Source organism: Streptomyces sp. NPDC053750 (assembly GCF_044544295.1).
Taxonomy (GTDB): domain Bacteria; phylum Actinomycetota; class Actinomycetes; order Streptomycetales; family Streptomycetaceae; genus Streptomyces.
On the sequence record NZ_JBITXB010000010.1, the window covers coordinates 256,015 to 274,263 of the forward strand.

The 18,249-nt window shown below is 72.8% G+C and carries 15 protein-coding genes; 7 read left to right on the forward strand and 8 right to left on the reverse strand.

Going from position 1 to position 18,249, the window contains the following annotated elements:
- Window positions 1-33 precede the first annotated feature (33 nt).
- Window positions 34-774: a class I SAM-dependent methyltransferase gene (locus ACIGO6_RS27075; protein WP_399880627.1), complete on the reverse strand. Its 741-nt coding sequence runs from the start codon at window positions 772-774 to the stop codon at window positions 34-36.
- A 5-nt stretch (window positions 775-779) separates the two neighbouring features.
- Window positions 780-1,085 carry a 4a-hydroxytetrahydrobiopterin dehydratase gene (locus tag ACIGO6_RS27080; protein WP_399880630.1) on the reverse strand — a complete coding sequence of 102 codons (306 nt, stop codon included), beginning with the start codon at window positions 1,083-1,085 and terminating at the stop codon, window positions 780-782.
- Window positions 1,086-1,247: 162 nt separating this feature from the next.
- On the opposite strand from ACIGO6_RS27080, the gene ACIGO6_RS27085 reads away from it, so the two are divergent.
- Complete coding sequence (locus ACIGO6_RS27085; protein WP_399880633.1) at window positions 1,248-2,063, forward strand: helix-turn-helix domain-containing protein; 816 nt, start codon at window positions 1,248-1,250, stop codon at window positions 2,061-2,063.
- On the opposite strand, the gene ACIGO6_RS27090 is transcribed toward ACIGO6_RS27085, so the two are convergent.
- Window positions 2,045-2,470, reverse strand: coding sequence for a hypothetical protein (locus ACIGO6_RS27090; RefSeq protein WP_399880635.1), 426 nt, complete (start codon window positions 2,468-2,470; stop codon window positions 2,045-2,047). The two genes, ACIGO6_RS27085 and ACIGO6_RS27090, sit on opposite strands and share 19 nt — an antisense overlap.
- Window positions 2,471-2,688: 218 nt before the next feature.
- Between ACIGO6_RS27090 and ACIGO6_RS27095 the strand changes: the two genes are divergently transcribed.
- The 6 genes from ACIGO6_RS27095 (at window position 2,689) to narI (ending at window position 11,054) form a co-directional block, all read left to right on the forward strand.
- On the forward strand, window positions 2,689-3,552 hold the full coding sequence (locus ACIGO6_RS27095) for a helix-turn-helix transcriptional regulator (protein ID WP_399880638.1): 864 nt from the start codon (window positions 2,689-2,691) through the stop codon (window positions 3,550-3,552).
- A 73-nt stretch (window positions 3,553-3,625) separates the two neighbouring features.
- Window positions 3,626-4,441: an SAM-dependent methyltransferase gene (locus tag ACIGO6_RS27100; RefSeq protein ID WP_399880641.1), complete on the forward strand. Its 816-nt coding sequence runs from the start codon at window positions 3,626-3,628 to the stop codon at window positions 4,439-4,441.
- A gap of 104 nt (window positions 4,442-4,545) precedes the next feature.
- Window positions 4,546-8,241, forward strand: a complete 3,696-nt coding sequence (locus tag ACIGO6_RS27105; protein WP_399880643.1) for a nitrate reductase subunit alpha — start codon at window positions 4,546-4,548, stop codon at window positions 8,239-8,241.
- Window positions 8,241-9,836, forward strand: coding sequence for a nitrate reductase subunit beta (narH, locus tag ACIGO6_RS27110; RefSeq protein ID WP_399880646.1), 1,596 nt, complete (start codon window positions 8,241-8,243; stop codon window positions 9,834-9,836). The genes ACIGO6_RS27105 and narH overlap by 1 nt, the downstream gene beginning before the upstream one ends.
- Before the next feature lie 4 nt (window positions 9,837-9,840).
- A complete protein-coding gene (gene narJ / locus ACIGO6_RS27115; RefSeq protein WP_399880648.1) occupies window positions 9,841-10,335 on the forward strand; it encodes a nitrate reductase molybdenum cofactor assembly chaperone in 495 nt (164 codons plus the stop codon).
- On the forward strand, window positions 10,332-11,054 hold the full coding sequence (gene narI, locus ACIGO6_RS27120; RefSeq protein ID WP_399880651.1) for a respiratory nitrate reductase subunit gamma: 723 nt from the start codon (window positions 10,332-10,334) through the stop codon (window positions 11,052-11,054). Before narJ ends, narI begins: the two co-directional genes overlap by 4 nt.
- A gap of 20 nt (window positions 11,055-11,074) precedes the next feature.
- Here narI and ACIGO6_RS27125 read toward each other — a convergent pair whose 3' ends face one another.
- From ACIGO6_RS27125 to ACIGO6_RS27145, 5 genes are all read right to left on the reverse strand, one after another.
- Window positions 11,075-11,500, reverse strand: coding sequence for an OsmC family protein (locus tag ACIGO6_RS27125; RefSeq protein WP_399880653.1), 426 nt, complete (start codon window positions 11,498-11,500; stop codon window positions 11,075-11,077).
- Window positions 11,501-11,586: 86 nt separating this feature from the next.
- Window positions 11,587-13,395, reverse strand: coding sequence for a hypothetical protein (locus tag ACIGO6_RS27130; RefSeq protein WP_399880656.1), 1,809 nt, complete (start codon window positions 13,393-13,395; stop codon window positions 11,587-11,589).
- On the reverse strand, window positions 13,392-14,453 hold the full coding sequence (locus ACIGO6_RS27135; protein WP_399880659.1) for an ATP-binding protein: 1,062 nt from the start codon (window positions 14,451-14,453) through the stop codon (window positions 13,392-13,394). Before ACIGO6_RS27135 ends, ACIGO6_RS27130 begins: the two co-directional genes overlap by 4 nt.
- Window positions 14,454-14,529: 76 nt before the next feature.
- Window positions 14,530-15,948 (reverse strand): amino acid permease, encoded by a 1,419-nt coding sequence (locus ACIGO6_RS27140; protein WP_399880662.1) that lies wholly within the window; start codon window positions 15,946-15,948, stop codon window positions 14,530-14,532.
- 84 nt (window positions 15,949-16,032) lie between these two features.
- Window positions 16,033-18,177: a phage holin family protein gene (locus ACIGO6_RS27145; RefSeq protein WP_399880665.1), complete on the reverse strand. Its 2,145-nt coding sequence runs from the start codon at window positions 18,175-18,177 to the stop codon at window positions 16,033-16,035.
- Between the last annotated feature and the right edge of the window lie 72 nt (window positions 18,178-18,249).

Consider the following 18,249-nt stretch of genomic DNA (forward strand, 5'->3'; position numbering starts at 1 on the left):
GCCACGGGGTTGCCGCTCCCGCTCCACCGCTTCCTACGGCTTTCTGAACGCCCTGAGGGTGAAGACCGGGTCGGGCCGGGGACGGTCCTGGTCGGGCAGGGCAGCGAGCCGGGCGGCGAACTCCTCCGCGAGCGGCTCCCCCGGCGGCAGCGTGACGAACCAGCCGCGTCGCAGATCGGCGACCGTGCGGCGCGGGCTGCGGCCCTGGCCGTGCCCGGTGAAGCGGGCCTGCCCGGCCGGGACCAGGCCGTGCGCGCGGGCGTACGCCTCGACGAGATCGGCGGCGTCGTGGGCGGTGCTCGGCGGGCGGGAGGAGAGTACGGCGTCGATGTCACTGCCGACGTTGTGCGAGGCGCCCTTGTCGACCGTGGTCACGTACACCCCGCCGGGCCGCAGGACGCGGGCGCACTCCCCGACGATCGCCCGCGCGTTCTCGGCGCCGCCGGCCAGGTGCAGCAGCCACACGCTGGTGGCGGCGTCGAACTCGCCCTCCCGGAAGGGCAGTCGGCGACTGTCGGCCAGCACCACGGCGCCGGGCAGCCGGGCGGCTGCGTAGCGCGTCATGGTGGGGGCGAGGTCGGCGCCGGTCACGCGCATGCCCTGCCGTCCGGCGGCGAACCGCCGGGTGACGATGCCGGTCCCGCAGGCGACGTCGAGCAGGCTGCGCGCCTGTGGGGGTACGAGGCTCAGTACGGCCTGTGCGGCGGCCTCGGCCCGGGGCTCGCCGCCGCGGGAGGCGTCGTACCGTTCCGCTTCCTTGTCGTAGTCGAGCACACCCCTCAGTGTGCCCCGTGGCCGGCGGCCAGGTCTTGCACCCTGCGGGCGAGCTCCACGTCCTTCTCGGTGACGGCACCGCCCGCGCTGTGGGTGTGCACGGCGAGGGAGACGGTGTTGTAGCCGAGGGTCAGGTCGGAGTGGTGGTCGAGTTCCTCCTGCACCTGGGCGACGTGGACGACCATCGCGGTCGCGGCGAAGTGCGAGCCGAGCCGGTAGGAGCGGGTGAGGCGGCCTTCGTCGAGGGACCAGCCCGGCAGCTCGGCCAGCCGCTCCTCGATCTCCTTCTGCGACAGCGGTTCGACGGGCATGGGCTGCGCTCCTTACCTGCGTGGCGGTGCCTGGTCGGCAGTACCTGGGTGGCGGTGCCTGGCTGAGGCTCTCTCCCAGCCTGCCACAGCACGGCCGCCGCAGCCCCGGCCCGGAGAACCGGCCGGGCCCGGCGGGGACCGCCGTCGACTACCGTTCGGAGCATGACCGCACTCACGTCCGGTACCGTCCCCACCGCCCAGGGCGTGGGCCCGCTGCTGCGCGCCTGGCGGGAGCGGCGGCGGGTCAGCCAGCTGGAGCTGGCGCTGCGCGCGGACTCCTCCGCCCGGCACATCAGCTTCATCGAGACCGGCCGCTCCCGGCCGAGCGAGGAGATGGTGCTGCGGCTCGCCGAGCACCTGGACGTCCCCGTCCGGGAACGCAACGCGCTGCTGCTCGCGGCCGGTTACGCCCCGCACTACCCGGAGACACCGCTGGACGACCCGGCGCTGGACGCCCTGCGCGAGGGCATGGAGCGGCTGATCCGGGGATACGAGCCGTACCCCGCGCTGGTCGTGGACGCGACGTACCAGGTGCTGGCCGCCAACCGGGGCATCCTGATGCTGATGGACGGGCTCCCGGAGCACCTGCTGGAGCCGCCCGTCAACGCGATGCGGCTGACCCTGCACCCGGAGGGACTGGCACCGCGCATCCGCAACCTGCGCGAGTGGCGCGGGCACCTGCTGGAGCAGATGGAGCGGCAGATCGCCCTGCACCGCTCGGAGCCGCTCCGGGCGCTGTACGAGGAGGTGGCGGCGTACCCGGTGCCCGAGACCGGCGCGGGCGAGGAGCCGGCCGAACCGGTGCCGTACTTCGCGCTGCCGATGCAGATCGAGCACGAGGGACGGACCCTGTCGTTCATCTCGTCCATCTCCACGTTCAACACGCCGATGGACGTGACCGTCGCCGAGCTGGCCATCGAGACGCTGCTCCCGGCCGACCCGGCGACGGTCAAGTACCTTCACACACTGCTCCCCTGACGCTGCCTCAGCGCCGCGTACTGGAGCAGCGCGAACCCGGCGACGGTGAGCGCCTGGAGCACCGTCCACACGGCACCGGCCGTGGTGGGCGTCAGCCACAGGCCGAGGGCGGCGAAACTGACCGCCGCCCAGGCGAGGTTGGCCTCCACGACGGCCCGCACCCCGAGGGCCTGCGGCCGGGGACGCGCGGCCAGCAGCGCGACGCATCCGGCGTACACCGCGAGGAAGGCGCCGAGGGCGAGGAGCAGCCCGGAGTCGGCGCCGAGGAACCGGCCGAGCGGCCCGGAGAGCGTGAGGTAGGCGACCGCGTTGGCGCCGGTCACCACCGCGTCGAGGGCCAGGAAGCGGCGCAGCATCAGCTGCGGTTCGGCGGTGCGGGCGAGGACGGCCAGCTGATTGGTGGACATGACAGGTCACCCTCCGTCGGGGTCGGGACACTGCTGCGGGGACCGGGTCACGGGCCGGAGTGCGCCGGCCCGTGACCCGGTGACTCCACGATCGCGTCCCGGCCGCGCAGGGTCGATTACCCGACAGGTAATGACGTTGATCCACGAACACCCCTGTGAGACTGACAGAGGAACATGACAGACTGCGTGGAGACTTGGGCGCGTTGGGGAGGCGTGGCGTGAGTGAGCGGCGGGCCGCACCCACCGTGGGCCAGGTGGTCCTGGGCAGGCGGCTGCAGGAACTGCGGGAGACGGCGGGCCTCAAGCGCGAGGAGGCCGCCAAGGTGCTGCGGGTGGCCCCGGCGACCGTGCGGCGCATGGAGATGGCCGAGGTCGCGCTGAAAATACCGTACGTCCAGATCCTGCTGACGGCGTACGGGGTGCCCGCGGACGAGGTGTCGGCGTTCGTGACGCTGGCCGAGGAGGCGAACCAGCCGGGCTGGTGGCAGCGGTACCACGACGTGCTGCCGGACTGGTTCAGCATGTACGTCAGCCTGGAGGGCGCCGCGCGGATCGTCCGTTCCTACGAGCCGCACTTCGTGCCGGGGCTGCTGCAGACCGAGGACTACGCGCGCGCGGTCATGGAGGCCGGCACGATCGGGAACGCGGGCGGTGAGGCCGTCGAGCGGCATGTGTCGCTGCGCATGGAGCGGCAGCGGCTGCTGGAGCGCGCGGACCCGCCGCACCTGTGGGTGGTGATGGACGAGACGGTGCTGCGCCGGCCGGTGAGCATCGACGGCCGGGTGATGCGCGACCAGTTGGACAAGATGCTGCAGTTGGCGACCCGGGACCGGGTGACGCTCCAGGTCGCCGAGTTCGACGACGGACCGCACCCCGGGACGTACGCGCCGTTCACCCTGTTCCGGTTCGCGGAGCCGGAGCTGCCCGACATGGTCTTCACCGAGTACCTGACGGGCGCCCTGTACCTGGACTCCCGTACGGAGGTCTCCGCGCACCTGGAGGTCCTGGACCACATGACGGCGCGCGCCGCCTCGACCCAGCGCACGGAGAAGATCCTGCGCGCGTACCGCGAGTGCTTCTGAACCGGCAGTCCTGACCACCACCACCCTGGCAGCCACAACCCCTGACACCCCGGCCCCGAGGAGACCACCCCGCATGACCGGATCCGACGCCACCCCCGCGTCCATCGACACCAGCCGGCCGCACCCGGCCCGCGTCTACGACTGGTGGCTGGGCGGCAAGGACAACTACCCCGTGGACGAGGAACTGGCCCGCAGGATCCTCGCCGCGGACGACACGGCGGTGCGCGGGGCGCGGGCGAACCGCCGGTTCATGCACCGGGCGGTGCGGACGCTCGCCGAGGCCGGGGTGCGCCAGTTCCTGGACATCGGCACCGGCATCCCCACCGAGCCGAACCTGCACCAGGTCGCCCAGGCGGTGGCGCCCGAGGCACGGGTGGTCTACGCCGACAACGACCCGATCGTGCTGCGGCACGCCGAGGCGCTGCTGCACGGCTCCGCCGAGGGCTCGACGGAGTACGTCCACGCGGACGTCCGCGACCCGGACACCATCCTGGGGCCGGCCGCCGAGTCCCTGGACTTCGCGCGGCCGGTCGCCCTGTCGCTGGTGGCCCTGACGCACTACCTCGGCGACGCGGCCGACGGCGACGACGTGCACGGCCTGCTGAAGCGGTACGTCGACGCGCTGGCGCCGGGCAGCCATCTGGTCCTCTCCCAGGTCACGCCGGATCTGAACCCGGAGGCGGTGGGGAAGGCGGCCGGTCTGTTCGCCCGCAGCGGCACGCCGTTCTACCCGCGCTCGCTCGGCGAGTTCTCCCGTTTCTTCGACGGCCTGGAGCTGCTGGGCCCCGGCGTCATCCCGGTCACCGGATGGCGGCCGGACCCGGAGGACGTGGCGGTCCAGGCGGAGGGCATCGTGCCGGTGTACGCGGGGGTGGCGCGCAAGGTCTGACCGGTACCGGCCGGCGTCCGCCCTGACCCGTACGGGCGCCGCGAACGGGTGCGCTCCCGCGCCCGCCCCTAGGTTCGAAAGCCAGGGCGATCGAGGGAGCGCACGTGACGGACACGCGGACACCGCCCACCGAGCCGGGCGCGGCGCTGCTGCGGGCGGGGCGGTTCTTCCGGCCCGGCACCGCCGCCCCCGACCTGCACAGCATCGGGCTGGTCGGCGGCCGGGAGTCGGACGCCTTCTACCGTGACCGGTGGAGCCACGACAAGGTCGTGACCTCCACGCACGGCGTGAACTGCACGGGTTCCTGCCGCTGGAACGTGTTCGTCAAGGACGGCATCATCACCTGGGAGACCCAGGCGACGGACTATCCGTCGGTCGGCCCGGACCGCCCCGAGTACGAACCGCGCGGCTGCCCCCGGGGCGCGGCGTTCTCCTGGTACACCTACTCGCCGACGCGCGTGCGCTACCCGTACGTACGCGGGGTGCTCCTGGAGATGTACCGGGAGGCGAAGGCACGGCTGTCGGACCCGGTGCTGGCCTGGGCCGACCTCCAGGGCGACCCGGAACGCCGGCGCCGCTACCAGCGGGCGCGCGGCAAGGGCGGCCTGGTGCGGGCGACCTGGGACGAGGCGGTCGAGATGGTGGCCGCCGCCCATGTCCACACCATCAGGACGCACGGGCCCGACCGCATCGCCGGCTTCTCCCCCATCCCGGCGATGTCGATGGTGTCGCACGCGGCGGGCGCCCGTTTCCACTCCCTCATCGGCGCCCCGATGCTGTCGTTCTACGACTGGTACGCGGACCTGCCCGTGGCGTCCCCGCAGGTCTTCGGCGACCAGACGGACGTGCCGGAGTCGGGCGACTGGTGGGACGCGGCGTATCTGATCATGTGGGGTTCGAACGTCCCGGTGACGCGGACCCCGGACGCGCACTGGATGGCGGAGGCGCGCTACCGGGGCCAGAAGGTCGTGGTCGTCTCGCCCGACTACGCCGACAACACCAAGTTCGCCGACCAGTGGCTGCACCCGCACCCCGGGACGGACGCCGCGCTCGCCCTCGCCATGGGGCACGTGGTGCTCAAGGAGTTCTTCGTCGACCGGGGGACGCCCTTCTTCGACAACTACGTACGGCGCTTCACCGACCTGCCGTTCCTGGTCACCCTGACCGAGCGGGACGGGGCGTACGTCCCGGCGAAGTTCCTGCGCGCCGCCGACCTCGGCCAGGAGGGTCAGGACGCGCGCTGGAAGACGGTCGTGCTGGACGAGGCGACGGGCCGTGCGGTGGTCCCGAACGGGTCGCTGGGCTTCCGCTGGAACGAGGCGGACCGGGGCAGGTGGAACCTCGACCTGGGCGACGTCCGGCCCCGGCTGACCCTGCACGGCCAGGAGACGGCGGCGGGCGTCGAGGTGCTGCTGCCCCGCTTCGACACCGACGGCGGCGTCCACGCGCAGGGCCGCGGGGACGTCGTACGGCGGGGGGTGCCGGCGACGCGGCTGAGCGGGCCGGACGGGCCCCTGGTGACGACCGTCTTCGACCTGCTGCTGGCCCAGTACGGCGTGGCGCGGCCCGGGATGCCGGGGGACTGGCCGGCGTCGTACGAGGACGCGGACTCACCCGGCACCCCGGCCTGGCAGCAGACGCACACCTCGGTGCCGGCGGCGGCCTGTGTGCGGATCGCCCGGGAGTTCGCGCGCACCGCCGAGCGCTCCCGGGGGCGCTGCATGATCCTGATGGGGGCGGGCACCAACCACTGGTTCCACTCCGAGACGATCTACCGGGCCTTCCTCGCCCTGCTCCAGCTCACCGGCTGCCAGGGCCGCAACGGCGGCGGCTGGGCGCACTACGTCGGCCAGGAGAAGTGCCGCCCGGTGACCGGCTGGGCGTCGCTGGCCGCCGCGTCGGACTGGTCGCGCCCGCCGCGCCAGATGATCGGCACCGCGTACTGGTACCTCAACACCGACCAGTTCCGCTACGACCGGTTCGGCGCCGACGTGCTGGCCTCGCCGCTGGGTGAGGGGCGGCTGGCGGGGATGACGGGCGCGGACTGTCTGGCGCTGTCGGCGCGGACGGGGTGGATGCCGTCGTACCCGACCTTCGACCGCAACCCGCTGGAGCTGGGCGGGACGTTCGGCGACCCGGTGGCGAACGCGGTGGCCGAACTGCGGGCGGGCACGCTGAAGTTCGCCTGCGAGGACCCGGACGCGCCGGAGAACTGGCCGCGCATCGTGACCCTGTGGCGGGCCAACCTGCTCGGTTCGTCCGGGAAGGGCGCCGAGTACTTCACCAAGCACCTGCTGGGCACGCACTCCTCGCTGCGCGCCGAGGAGGCCGCGCCGGGCGAGCGGCCCCGGGACGTGGTGTGGCACGAGGAGGCGCCCGAGGGGAAGCTCGACCTGCTGCTGTCGCTGGACTTCCGCCACACCTCCTCCACGCTGCTGTCGGACGTCGTCCTGCCGGCGGCGACCTGGTACGAGAAGCACGACCTGTCCAGTACGGACATGCACCCCTACGTGCACGCCTTCTCCCCGGCCGTGAATCCGCCGTGGCAGACGCGCACCGACTTCGACACGTTCAAGGTGCTCGCGGAGAAGCTGAGCGAGCTGGCCGTCGGCCGTCTCGGCGTGCGCAAGGACCTGGTGGCGGCGCCGCTCCAGCACGACACCCCGGGCGAGATCGCCCAGCCGGGCGGGGTCGTACGGGACTGGCGGCGCGGGGAGTGCGCGCCCGAGCCCGGGAAGACCCTGCCGAACCTCGTCGTCGTGGAGCGCGACTACACGGCCGTCGGCGCGAAGTTCGCGGCGCTCGGCCCGCTGGTGGAGGCGAAGGGCCTGCCCGCCAAGGGCATCACCCTCCAGCCGGACGAGGAGGTCGAGCGACTGCGGGACATGAACGGCGCGGTGCGCGGCGGTCCGGCCGACGGGCGCCCGGCACTGGACACCGCGGTGAAGGCCGCGAACACCATCCTGGCCCTCTCCGGCACGACCAACGGACGGCTGGCCGTCCAGGGCTTCCACACCCTGGAGACCAAGACCGGGCAGGCGATGGCCCACCTCGCCGCCGAGCACGAGGGCAAGCGGATCACGTACGCGGACACCCAGGCGGCGCCCGTGCCGGTCATCACCTCGCCGGAGTGGTCGGGCAGCGAGGCCGGCGGGCGCCGCTACACGGCGTTCACGCTGAACACCGAGCACCTCAAGCCCTGGCACACCCTCACCGGCCGCCAGCACTTCTTCCTCGACCACGACTGGATGCACGAGCTGGGCGAGGCCCTGCCGGTGTACCGGCCGCCGCTGGACATGAGCCGGCTCTTCGGCGAACCGCAGCTCGGGCCGGACGGCCACCGGGAGGTGACGGTGCGCTACCTCACCCCGCACAACAAGTGGTCCATCCACTCCGAGTACCAGGACAACCTGTTCATGCTGGCACTGTCGCGGGGCGGGCAGACCGTCTGGATGTCTCCGCAGGACGCGGACGCGATCGGTGTCACCGACGACGACTGGATCGAGGCGGTCAACCGCAACGGCGTGGTGGTGGCCCGCGCCATCGTCTCGCACCGCATGCCGCCCGGCACGGTCTACATGCACCACGCGCAGGAACGCACGGTCAACGTCCCGCTGGCGGAGACGACCGGCAGGCGCGGCGGCATCCACAACTCGCTGACCCGTCTGCTCCTGAAACCGACCCATCTCATCGGCGGCTACGCCCAGTTGTCGTGGGCGTTCAACTACCTGGGCCCGACGGGCAACCAGCGCGACGAGGTGACGGTGATCCGCCGCCGCAGCCAGGAGGTCGAGTACTGATGCGTCCGATGGCCCAGATCGCCATGGTCATGAACCTCGACAAGTGCATCGGCTGCCACACCTGCTCGGTCACCTGCAAACAGGCGTGGACCAACCGCCGGGGCATGGAGTACGTCTGGTTCAACAACGTCGAGACCCGCCCCGGGCAGGGTTACCCGCGCCGCTACGAGGACCAGGAGAAGTGGCGCGGCGGCTGGGAGCTGAACCGGCGCGGCGCGCTCAAGCTCAAGGCGGGCGGCCGGATCAAGAAGCTCGCCGGGATCTTCTCCAACCCGCGGCTCCCCGAGATCAAGGACTACTACGAGCCCTGGACGTACGACTACAAGAACCTCACCGACGCCCCGCTCGGCAGCGACTACCCCGTCGCGCGGCCCGTCTCGCAGCTCGACGGCAAACCGATGAAGATCGGCTGGTCCTCGAACTGGGACGACGACCTGGGCGGCGCCCCCGCCTACGGCGACCTGGACCCGATGGTGGAGCGGACCCGCGAACTGGCCTCGCAGAAGGTGCGGTTCGCGTACGAAGAGACCTTCATGTTCTATCTGCCGCGCATCTGCGAGCACTGCCTCAACCCGTCGTGCGTGGCGTCGTGCCCGTCGGGGGCGATGTACAAGCGCTCCGAGGACGGCATCGTCCTGGTCGACCAGGACCGCTGCCGGGGCTGGCGGATGTGCGTGACCGGCTGCCCGTACAAGAAGGTGTACTTCAACCACCGCACCGGCAAGGCCGAGAAGTGCACCTTCTGCTATCCGCGCATCGAGGTGGGCCAGCCGACGGTCTGCTCGGAGACCTGCGTGGGACGGCTCAGGTATCTGGGGGTCGTGCTGTACGACGCCGACAAGGTGACCGAGGCCGCCGCCACGCCGGACGAACGCGACCTGTACGAGGCGCAGTTGGGAGTCTTCCTGGATCCGGAGGACCCCGCGGTGCGGCGGGCGGCCGAGGAGGCCGGCATCCCGTACGACTGGCTGGAGGCCGCCCGGCGCTCCCCCGTGCACGCCCTGGTGAGCAGGTACCGCATCGCGCTGCCGCTGCATCCGGAGTACCGCACCCTGCCGATGGTCTGGTACATCCCGCCGCTGTCGCCGGTGGTGGACGCGCTGACGGAGACCGGGCACGACGGTGAGGACGCGGGGAACCTGTTCGGCGCGATCGACACGCTGCGCATTCCGCTGGAGTACCTGGCGGAGCTGTTCACGGCGGGCGACACCGGCCCGGTGCGGGCCTCGCTGGAGAAGCTGGCGGCGATGCGCGCCCACATGCGGGCCGTCAACCTCGGGGAGGAACCCGACCCGGCCGTCTGCGCGGGCGTCGGCATGCGTCCCCGGGAGGTCGAGGACATGTACCGGCTGCTGGCGATCGCCAAGTACGAGGAGCGGTACGTGATCCCGACGGCCGCCGTCGGCGACGCGCACCGCCTGGAGGCGTCGGCGCTGCCGGACACATGCAGCCTCGACACCGAGGGCGGCCCCGGCATGGGCGGCGACGGTCCGTTCGGCCAGGACTCGGGGCGCAGGAGGCTGCCGCTGGTGCCGGTGGAGAACTTTCACATCCTGCGCCGGCGGCAGACCGCGGACGACGAGAGGGAGGTCTGATCCGATGCCCGGGTTCGAGGTGCTGTACCAGGCGGCGGCGCTCTGCCTGACCTACCCCGACGACGACTTCCGCGCCCGGCTGCCCCTGCTGCGCGAGGCCGCGCCCCAGCTGCGCGCCTTCACCGACCACGCGGCCGTGACGCCGCAGGGCGAGCTCCAGGCGCACTACGTGGAGGTCTTCGACTTCAAGAACCGGCACAGCCTGTACCTGAGCTGGTGGACCGACGGCGACACCCGCAACCGCGGCATGTCGCTGGTCCGCTTCAAGGAGCTCTACCGCGCCCACGGCCTGGAGTTCACCGACGAGGAACTCCCCGACTTCCTCCCGGCGGTGCTGGAGTTCGCCTCCCGCACCGGGAACATCGGCATGCTCACCGAGCACCGGGACGCCCTGGACCAGCTCCGCTCCCGGCTCACCGCCTTCGGCACGCCCTACGCCTGTGTCCTGGACGCCGTGTGCGCCACCCTGCCGCCCGCACCGACCGGAGTCCGCCCGTGACCGTCTTCCTCTGGGGCGTCCTGCCCTACGCCGCCTTCGCCCTGCTGATCGCCGGCCTGATCTGGCGGCACCGCTACGACCGCTTCGGCTGGACGACGCGCTCCTCGCAGGTCTACGAGTCGAAGCTGCTGAACATCGCCTCACCGGTGTTCCACTACGGCATCCTGTTCGTGCTGGTCGGCCACCTGATCGGGCTGTTCGTCCCGGAGTCGTGGACGGACGCGCTGGGCGTGAGCGAGCACGCCTACCACCTGCTGTCGCTGTACGGCGGCACGGCGGCCGGGGTGCTGGCGGTGGCGGGGATCCTGCTCCTGGTCTACCGGCGGCGCACGAACGCGCCCGTCTTCCGCGCGACGACCGCCAACGACAAGGGCATGTACGTCTTCCTGCTGGGCGCGATCGTCCTGGGCATGGTGGCCAAGCTCGCGCACTCCTCCGGCACCGGCTACGACTACCGGCAGACCATCGGCCCCTGGTCGCGCAGCCTGTTCACCCTCCAGCCGAGGACGGAGCTGATGGTGGGGGTGCCGGTGCTGTACCAGGTGCACGCGGTGGTCGGCATGGTGCTGATCGCCCTGGTGCCCTACACCCGGCTGGTGCACATGTTCAGCGTGCCGGTGCAGTACCTGTTCCGGCCGTACGTGGTGTACCGGTCGCGCGACCCCAGGCAGCTGGGGCCGCGCCCGGACCGGCGGGGCTGGGAGCGCGCGGGCTCCTAGACCCTGTCCGACTAGGCCAGCTAGGCCAGCTTGGCCGTCAGGGTGATGGTCGTGCCGGCCAGGGCCTGGCTGACCGGGCAGTTCTTCTTGGCGTCCTCGGCGGCGGCGACGAACGCGTCGTTGTCGAGGCCGGGGACGGTGCCCTCCACGGTGAGGTGGATGCCCGTGATGCCCTCACCCGGCTGGAAGGTGACGTCGGCGGAGGTGGTGAGCTTGGTGGGCGGGGTGCCGGCGCCGGCCAGGCCGTGCGACAGCGCCATGGAGAAGCAGCTGGAGTGGGCGGCGGCGATCAGCTCTTCCGGGCTGGTCTTGCCGTTGGCCTGCTCGGCGCGCGACGGCCACGACACCGGCTGCTCGCCGATGCCGGACGAGTCGAAGGTGACGACACCGTTGCCCTCGAGCAGGTTGCCTTCCCAGACGGTGTGTGCGGAGCGCGTGGTTGCCACGGCGGGTCCTCTCGAATTCGCTTGCTGTACTGGGGCGGTGGGAGCCCGGCGGCCGGGTTCCCACCCCCATCCGATCACACTCCGGCTCAGCTCACCCGGAAGACCGGCCCTCGGGCCGTGAACGGCAGCCGCGCGCCCTGCGGAATCAGGTAGGCGTGCTCGCGCCGCACCCGCAGCACGTCGCACCAGCCGTCGGTGATGACGAGGACCGGCGCGGTGGGCGGGAAGTCGTCGGCGCGCAGCAGCAGGTCCACACCGGGCTGGAGCACGGTGCCGCCGCGGCCGTGCACCCGCACCCGGCCCGCGATGTCCGTCACGGGCAGGTACCCGGCGTCGTGCGGCGCCGCGTCGCAGAAGACGACGCGGGCGGCGGGCACGTCGCGGGCCTCGGCGTAGGAGGCGATGGCGCCGAGCGCCTTGCCCAGCAGGGTGCGGTCCATGGAACCGGAGGTGTCCAGGACGACGCCGAAGGTGCAGCGGGCGATCTCCTCGGGCGGGAAGTACCGTCCGGCGCGCGGGATGTCGGGGGTGGCCGCCTGGCGCCGGGAGGGACGGGCGTACGACCGTACGGGCTCGGGGCGGGGGACGAACTCGTCGAACCAGCGGGCGAGCCGCGCGTCCCAGGGCAGCGGCGGGTGGCTGAGGGCGCGGATCTCCTCGACCAGGCCGCCGGGCAGGTAGCCGCGCTCCTGCTGCCGGTGCAGGTCGAGGCCCTGGGCCAGGCCGCGCCGGTAGAAGCCGTCGAGGTCGACGTAGTCGCGGGGGGAGCCGAGCGGGCCGCCGAGGATGTCGCCGACGCCCTTGCCGCGCAGGGTGGACAGGCGGCGCATGCGGCGCAGGTCGGCGGCGATGCGGTCGTAGACCTCCTCGGCGGACAGCCCGGCCAGCTCCGGGTCGTGCAGCAGGCCCTCGGGCATGGTGCCGACCTGCATCTCGACGAGCCAGCCGTTGATGACGTAGTCGCAGGCGACGTTGAAGAGGTAGGGGTCGCGGGTGCCGCAGCGGTCACCGTGGCGCAGGGCGGCGTGCAGCATCTCGTGGGCGAGGACGAACCGCCATTCCTCGTCGTCGTACCGGCGCAGGGGGTTGACGTAGATCTCACCGGCCTCGGCGTTGACGGCGGCGACGGAGATGCCGTGGGCGCGGGCGAGTTCGGCGTCGGCGACGAGGGTGATGCCGGCCGCGATGCCGCCGAGCAGCGGGTAGGAGGAGACGAACCAGCTCAGGGCCTGCTGCCAGGGCGGCAGGCGGGTGGGGCCGCCCAGCATGTCGTCGCGCCGGCCGCCCGCGAGGTCGAGGGCGGTGGACATGGTGCGGGTCAGCGCGTGGGCGAAGGCCAGCTGCCAGTCCGGCGCCTGGCCGTTGTACCCGTCCCAGGGCACGAGGAGCTGGTCGGGTTCGGCGCCCGCGGTGCCGCAGTGCTCGTAGGCGGCCGGGATGCCGCCCTCGCGGCGCCAGCCGGCGGCGATGCGCTCCTCGTCCCCGTCGGGGTAGGCCGGCGGCAGGTGGTCCGGGGTGCGGCCGACCGGGAAGGTCTGCAGGAAGCGGTTGACGACGACGCAGCGGGCGGCGAGGTCGTAGCGGTCCGGCTGGACGCGCTCGCCGGTCGCGGCGGGTACGTGGCCGAAACCGAGGTGGATCAGCGCGTGGGCGATGGCCCAGGCCCACTCGGCGGGCTCGGCGTGACGGGTGTGACTCAGGTGGACCCGGCCGTTGGAGCTGACGCGGACGAGTCCCTGACGGGGCGCGACCCGGCACTCCTCCTCGCGGCACAGCTTGACCTCCATCGCCGCCAGGGCAGGGTTGGCCCACACCAGCCGGACGCCCTCGGCGCAGTCCTCCGCTGCCGGGTCCTTCTTCTTCTGCTGCTGCTTCTGCTTGCGGGTGCGGCTCATCGGCGGGCCTCGACCAGCCGGGGCATGTCGCGGGCGGCCTCGACCAGGAACCAGGCGGGCAGCACCGGGTTGCCGTCGGCGTCGGAGGCGATGACGCTCTGGGCGACCTCGACGGAGATCTCGGCGAGCTGCACGAGCAGCGACTTGGCGCGGTACGCGGTCTGGCGGCCGTTCGCCGACATGTGCTCCTTGCTCGCGGGCAGCTCCTTGACCAGCCGGCCGCGGAAGGACTCGGCGAGGTAGTAGAGCAGGTCGCGGTCCTGGAGGCCGCTGGGCCAGCGGGCCTCGCCCTTGAGGATCGCCTCGATGCCGAACCGGCTGCGGACGATCTTGACGTAGCCGCAGAAGGCGGTGGCGTGCGCGGGGGTGAGCGTGCCGTGCGCGAGGACCTTCAGGGTCTCCTCGTCGAGGTCCTGTCCGAAGGAGTGCAGGGCGTCGGAGAGCATGTGCCAGGAGCGCGGGGTGGAGAAGGGCTCCTCGGTCTTGGGCGGCTTGGACCACAGGTGGTCGGGGCGGTCGGTGAGGTGGTCCGTGATCCAGGGGTGGATGCCGTTCTCGGCGGCCCAGGCCAGCCAGTCCTTCGCGGAGGCGTCCAGGTGGACGTGGGTGAGGCGGTTGACCAGCGCGGAGGCGATGGGGCGGGCCAGGGCGTTGTCGGTGGCGCGGTTGCCCGCGCCGATGACGATGGAGCCCTTGGGCAGCTCGTAGCTGCCGATGCGGCGGTCCAGGATGAGCGAGTAGAAGGCCTTCTGCACGTCCGGGCCGGCCGCGTTCAGCTCGTCCAGGAAGAGGCAGTACGGCTCGTCGCGGGCGATGGACTCGGGCGGGCAGAACACCGACCGGCCGTCCCGGATCTGCGGGACGCCGATCAGGTCCTCGGGCGCGAGCTGGGTGCCGAGCAGGCTCACGCACTCCAGGCCCAGCGAGTCGGCGAAGTTCCTCACCAGGGAGGACTTGCCGATGCCGGGGGCGCCCCACAGGAAGACCGGCCGCACGGTGGCGAGGCCGAGCAGCAGTTCCGGGAGACGGGCGGGAGTGACGGTGACGGCTGCCTGCACGCAGGGGCTCCTGAGGGAGGGTGTCGGGAGGGGACCGCACCAGTGTGGGCGCCCCGCCTCCCCCCGCGCAGCCGAATTACGGTGCGGCGGGACCCTCCGTACGCCGCCTGCGGGCCGCCATCACCGCGTAGACCAGCACGCCCGCGAAGAGGAAGAGGACACCCTGGTAGACCGCCGCGTAGCCGGCGCCGGCGACCAGCCAGAGGGAGAAGCCGGCGGCGACCGCCGCGATCACGCCGTCGCGTACCAGCCGGGCGCGGTCGACCTTCTCGCCCTGGCCGGAGACCAGGTGGAAGAGCTGGGCGGCGGTGGCCAGCAGGTAGGGGACGGTCGCGGTGAAGGTGGTGACGAGGACGAGCATCTCGAAGACCTTCGCCGAGCCGGACGTGTAGTTGTAGACGGTGAGCAGGGAGGCGAGGACGACGGTGACACCGACGCCCACGGTGGGGACACCGCGCCGCTTGCGTGCGAACGCCGCCGGGAACAGGCCGTCCTTGGCGGCGGCGTACGGCGTCTGGGCGCTGAGCAGGGTCCAGCCGTTGAGGCAGCCGGTCATGGACACGAGGGCGGCCAGCGCGACGGCCCAGCCGCCCCAGGCGCCGCCGAACATGGCGTTCACGGCGTCCGAGAAGGGGGCCGACGAGGCGACCAGGCGGTCGTGGGCGACGGTGCCGAAGACGGAGAGGGTGCCGAGGAGGTAGACGAGGGCGGCGCCCGCGGTGCCGATGACCGTGGCGCGGCCGACCGTGCGGCGCGGGTCCTTGACCTCGCCGGCGCTGACGGCGGCGGACTCCACGCCGAGGTAGGAGAAGAGCAGGATCGCGGCGGCGGCCGACACCGCGCCGATGCCGCTGCCGCCGGTGGCGTTGAACGGGCCCAGGTTGTCGGCGTCGAAGAAGAACAGGCCGCCGACCGCGACGAGCAGCAGCGGCGCGAACTTCAGGACGGTGGCGACGAGCTGGACGGCGCCGACGTAGCGGGTGCCGGCGAAGTTGGCGAGCGCGGGCAGCCACTGGATGACGAGTGCGGCGAGGCAGGCGGTCCAGCGGTGGTCGTTCACCGGGATCAGGACGTCGAGGTAGCCGACGGCGGCGACGGCGAGGGCCGCGTTGGACACCCAGGTGGTGATCCAGTACGCCCAGGCGGCGAGGAAGCCGGCGAAGTCGCCGAAGGCCTCGCGGGCGTAGACGTAGGGGCCGCCGGTGCGCGGGTCGCGGGCGGCGAGGCGGCCGAAGACCAGGGCGAGCGCGATGGCGCCGACGGTCAGGACGCCGAAGGCGAGCAGGCTGATGGTGCCGAACGGGGCGACCGAGGCCGGGAGGAGGAAGATGCCGCCGCCGATGATGTTGCCCATGACCAGGGCGGTGGCGACGGGGAGCCCGAAGCGGCGGGCGTGCCTGTTGTTGCCGGGGGCGGGGTCGGGGGTGGGGGCTGGGGCCGCTGGGGTCTCCTGCGGGGCCGGAGCCGGTGGGGGGACGGTCCCGGTGACGTGCATGGGGTGGTGCGCCTCTCGTGGAACTGGTGCCCGGGATCGCCGGGACGGCGCCCATGGTCCGGCACCGTCCGGCGCGGCGCCAAATCAGGCGCTTTTGTCCTGCACGACCCCCTCCTCAGCGGGAAAAGGTGCGCCGCCGAGGGCCGTGGACCGGGAATCGTCCACGGGTACCTGCGGGCCGTTCGACTCGCGCAGCCAGCGCCGCAGCACCCGGTGGACGTGCTCGGCGCCGACGATCTCCGCGCCGTCGCTTACGGGTGCGGACAGGACGACCGGCGACAGCAGGAAGGCGCGCGACTGGGCGCCGCCGAGCCCGCCGTGGGAGCCGATCTGCTCCTCGAAGGCGAGGACCTCGCCGTCGGCCGGGTCGTGGAAGGAGTTGACCATGATGTCGGCGGTGTGCGGGAAGGAGTGGGTGCGGCGGACGGCGTCGGCGGCGCCGGGGCCGAAGGCTGCGAGCGGGCCGGGGTCCTCGTCGAGCCGGTCCAGGGGGATCTCGGCGCCGCGCGCGCCGAGCACGAGACCGCCGTGCCGCTCGCTGCGGACCAGCAGGAAGCCGATGCCGGGGTGGTTGGCGAGGGTGGGCAGCAGGGCGGGGTGGCGGGCGTCGATCTCCTCCCGGGTCATCCGGTGCGGCACGTCCGGGAAGGAGACCAGGCCCAGGTTGCCGGAGGCCAGCACGATCGGCTCCGAGCGGCGGCCCGTGGGGGTGTCGGCGGGGCGCTGCTGCTCGGCGCCCTCCTCGACGGGCCGGTGCAGGGCGGCCCGTACGGTGTTGCGCGCCTCGGCGCCGCTGCGGGTGCGCTGCGCCCGGCGGGGCACGGGCAGTCCGCAGCCGGCCCGCACCAGGTCGCCGAGGGTGAGGCCGTAGCGGGCACGGAAGGTCTCGCCGGGGCTCTGGCCGTGGTCGGACAGGACGACGATGCGGTACTGGCGGGGCGCATGGTCGGCGACCTTCTCGATCAGCGCGAGGGCCCGGTCGAGCCGCCGGAGGACCTTGGCGGCGTCCCGGCCGCCCGGCCCGGAGTGGTGCGCCACCTCGTCGTACGCCACCAGGTCGGCGTAGACGGCGGTGCGGCCGGCGAGCATGTCGCCCATCACCGCGGCGACGACGACGTCCCGTTCGACGACGGTCGCGAAGGCGCGGACGAAGGGGTAGAGGCCGCCCCGGGAGACCCGCGGGCGGACCTTGTGGAGGCGGGCGCGAGTGGACTGGCCGATCTCCCGGCCCACCTCGGCGACGAAGGACATCGCGGTGCGGACGGCGTTGGCCGGGTCGGAGAAGTAGGCGAAGTACCCGGACCGGGAGCGGGTCTCGCGGCTGCGGCGGCGGGTGGCGATGGACAGGACGAGGGCCTGTTCGTCGGCGCCGCCGCCGAACAGGTTGCCGCGGCTGGCGCCGTCGAGGCTGAGCAGTCCGCCGTCGCCGGTGCGCTTCACGGCGCGGTACTGGAGCTCGGCGGCGCTGGTCGGGCGGTTGCAGACCACGACCTCGCCGCTGTCCTTCTCGTACCAGCGGAAGGCGGGGACGTCGTGGTTGCTGCCGTGCAGGATGCCGAGCTGGCTGGCGCCGGTCTGGCTGGACCAGTCGGTGCGCCACAGGGCGAGCCGGTGGGTCGCGGAGCTGCCGTCGCGGCCGAGCCAGCGGGCGACGGTGGGCATGGCGCCGCTGTCGACGGCGTCGGTGAGGACGTCGTGGCCGACGCCGTCCAGCTGCAGGAAGACGGTGCCGGGGCCGGCCGGGCAGGGCGGGCCGGATCTGCGGCGGCGGTCGGCGAGGCGGTAGAGCCGGCGCCGGTAGGCGTCGTCGTCGCGCACGGCCAGGGCACCGCCGGTGGCGGAGGCGACCGCGGACATCACCGCGGCCACGACGACCGCCGTCTCCGGGGCCACGCCACCGCGCCCGGCCGGGTTCACGTCGATGGCGAGGAGCAGCAGCCCGCCGTTGAGGAAGAAGACCAGCAGCCCGAGGACGAGCGCCGGTACCAGGAGCAGCAGACGGACCAGCAGCGGCCACACCAGGGCCGACAGCAGACCGAAGGCACCGGCACCGACCGCGGCGCTCACGGCGATGTCGGTCGCGCTGTCGCCGTCGGGCGACTGGAGCCGGAAGTCCGGCAGGATCCCGGCGAGCACGAGCATCGTGAGGGTGGAGACGGCCCACACCGCGACACTCCGCCCGATCTGACTGGCGACCCGGCGCCAACGGCCTCCACCCACGCTCCGCACACCTCACGTCCCGGCCCGTCGTCCGCGCGGGCCTTCCCCACCCTGTCACAACGGTCCGGAGCACCCGTTTGT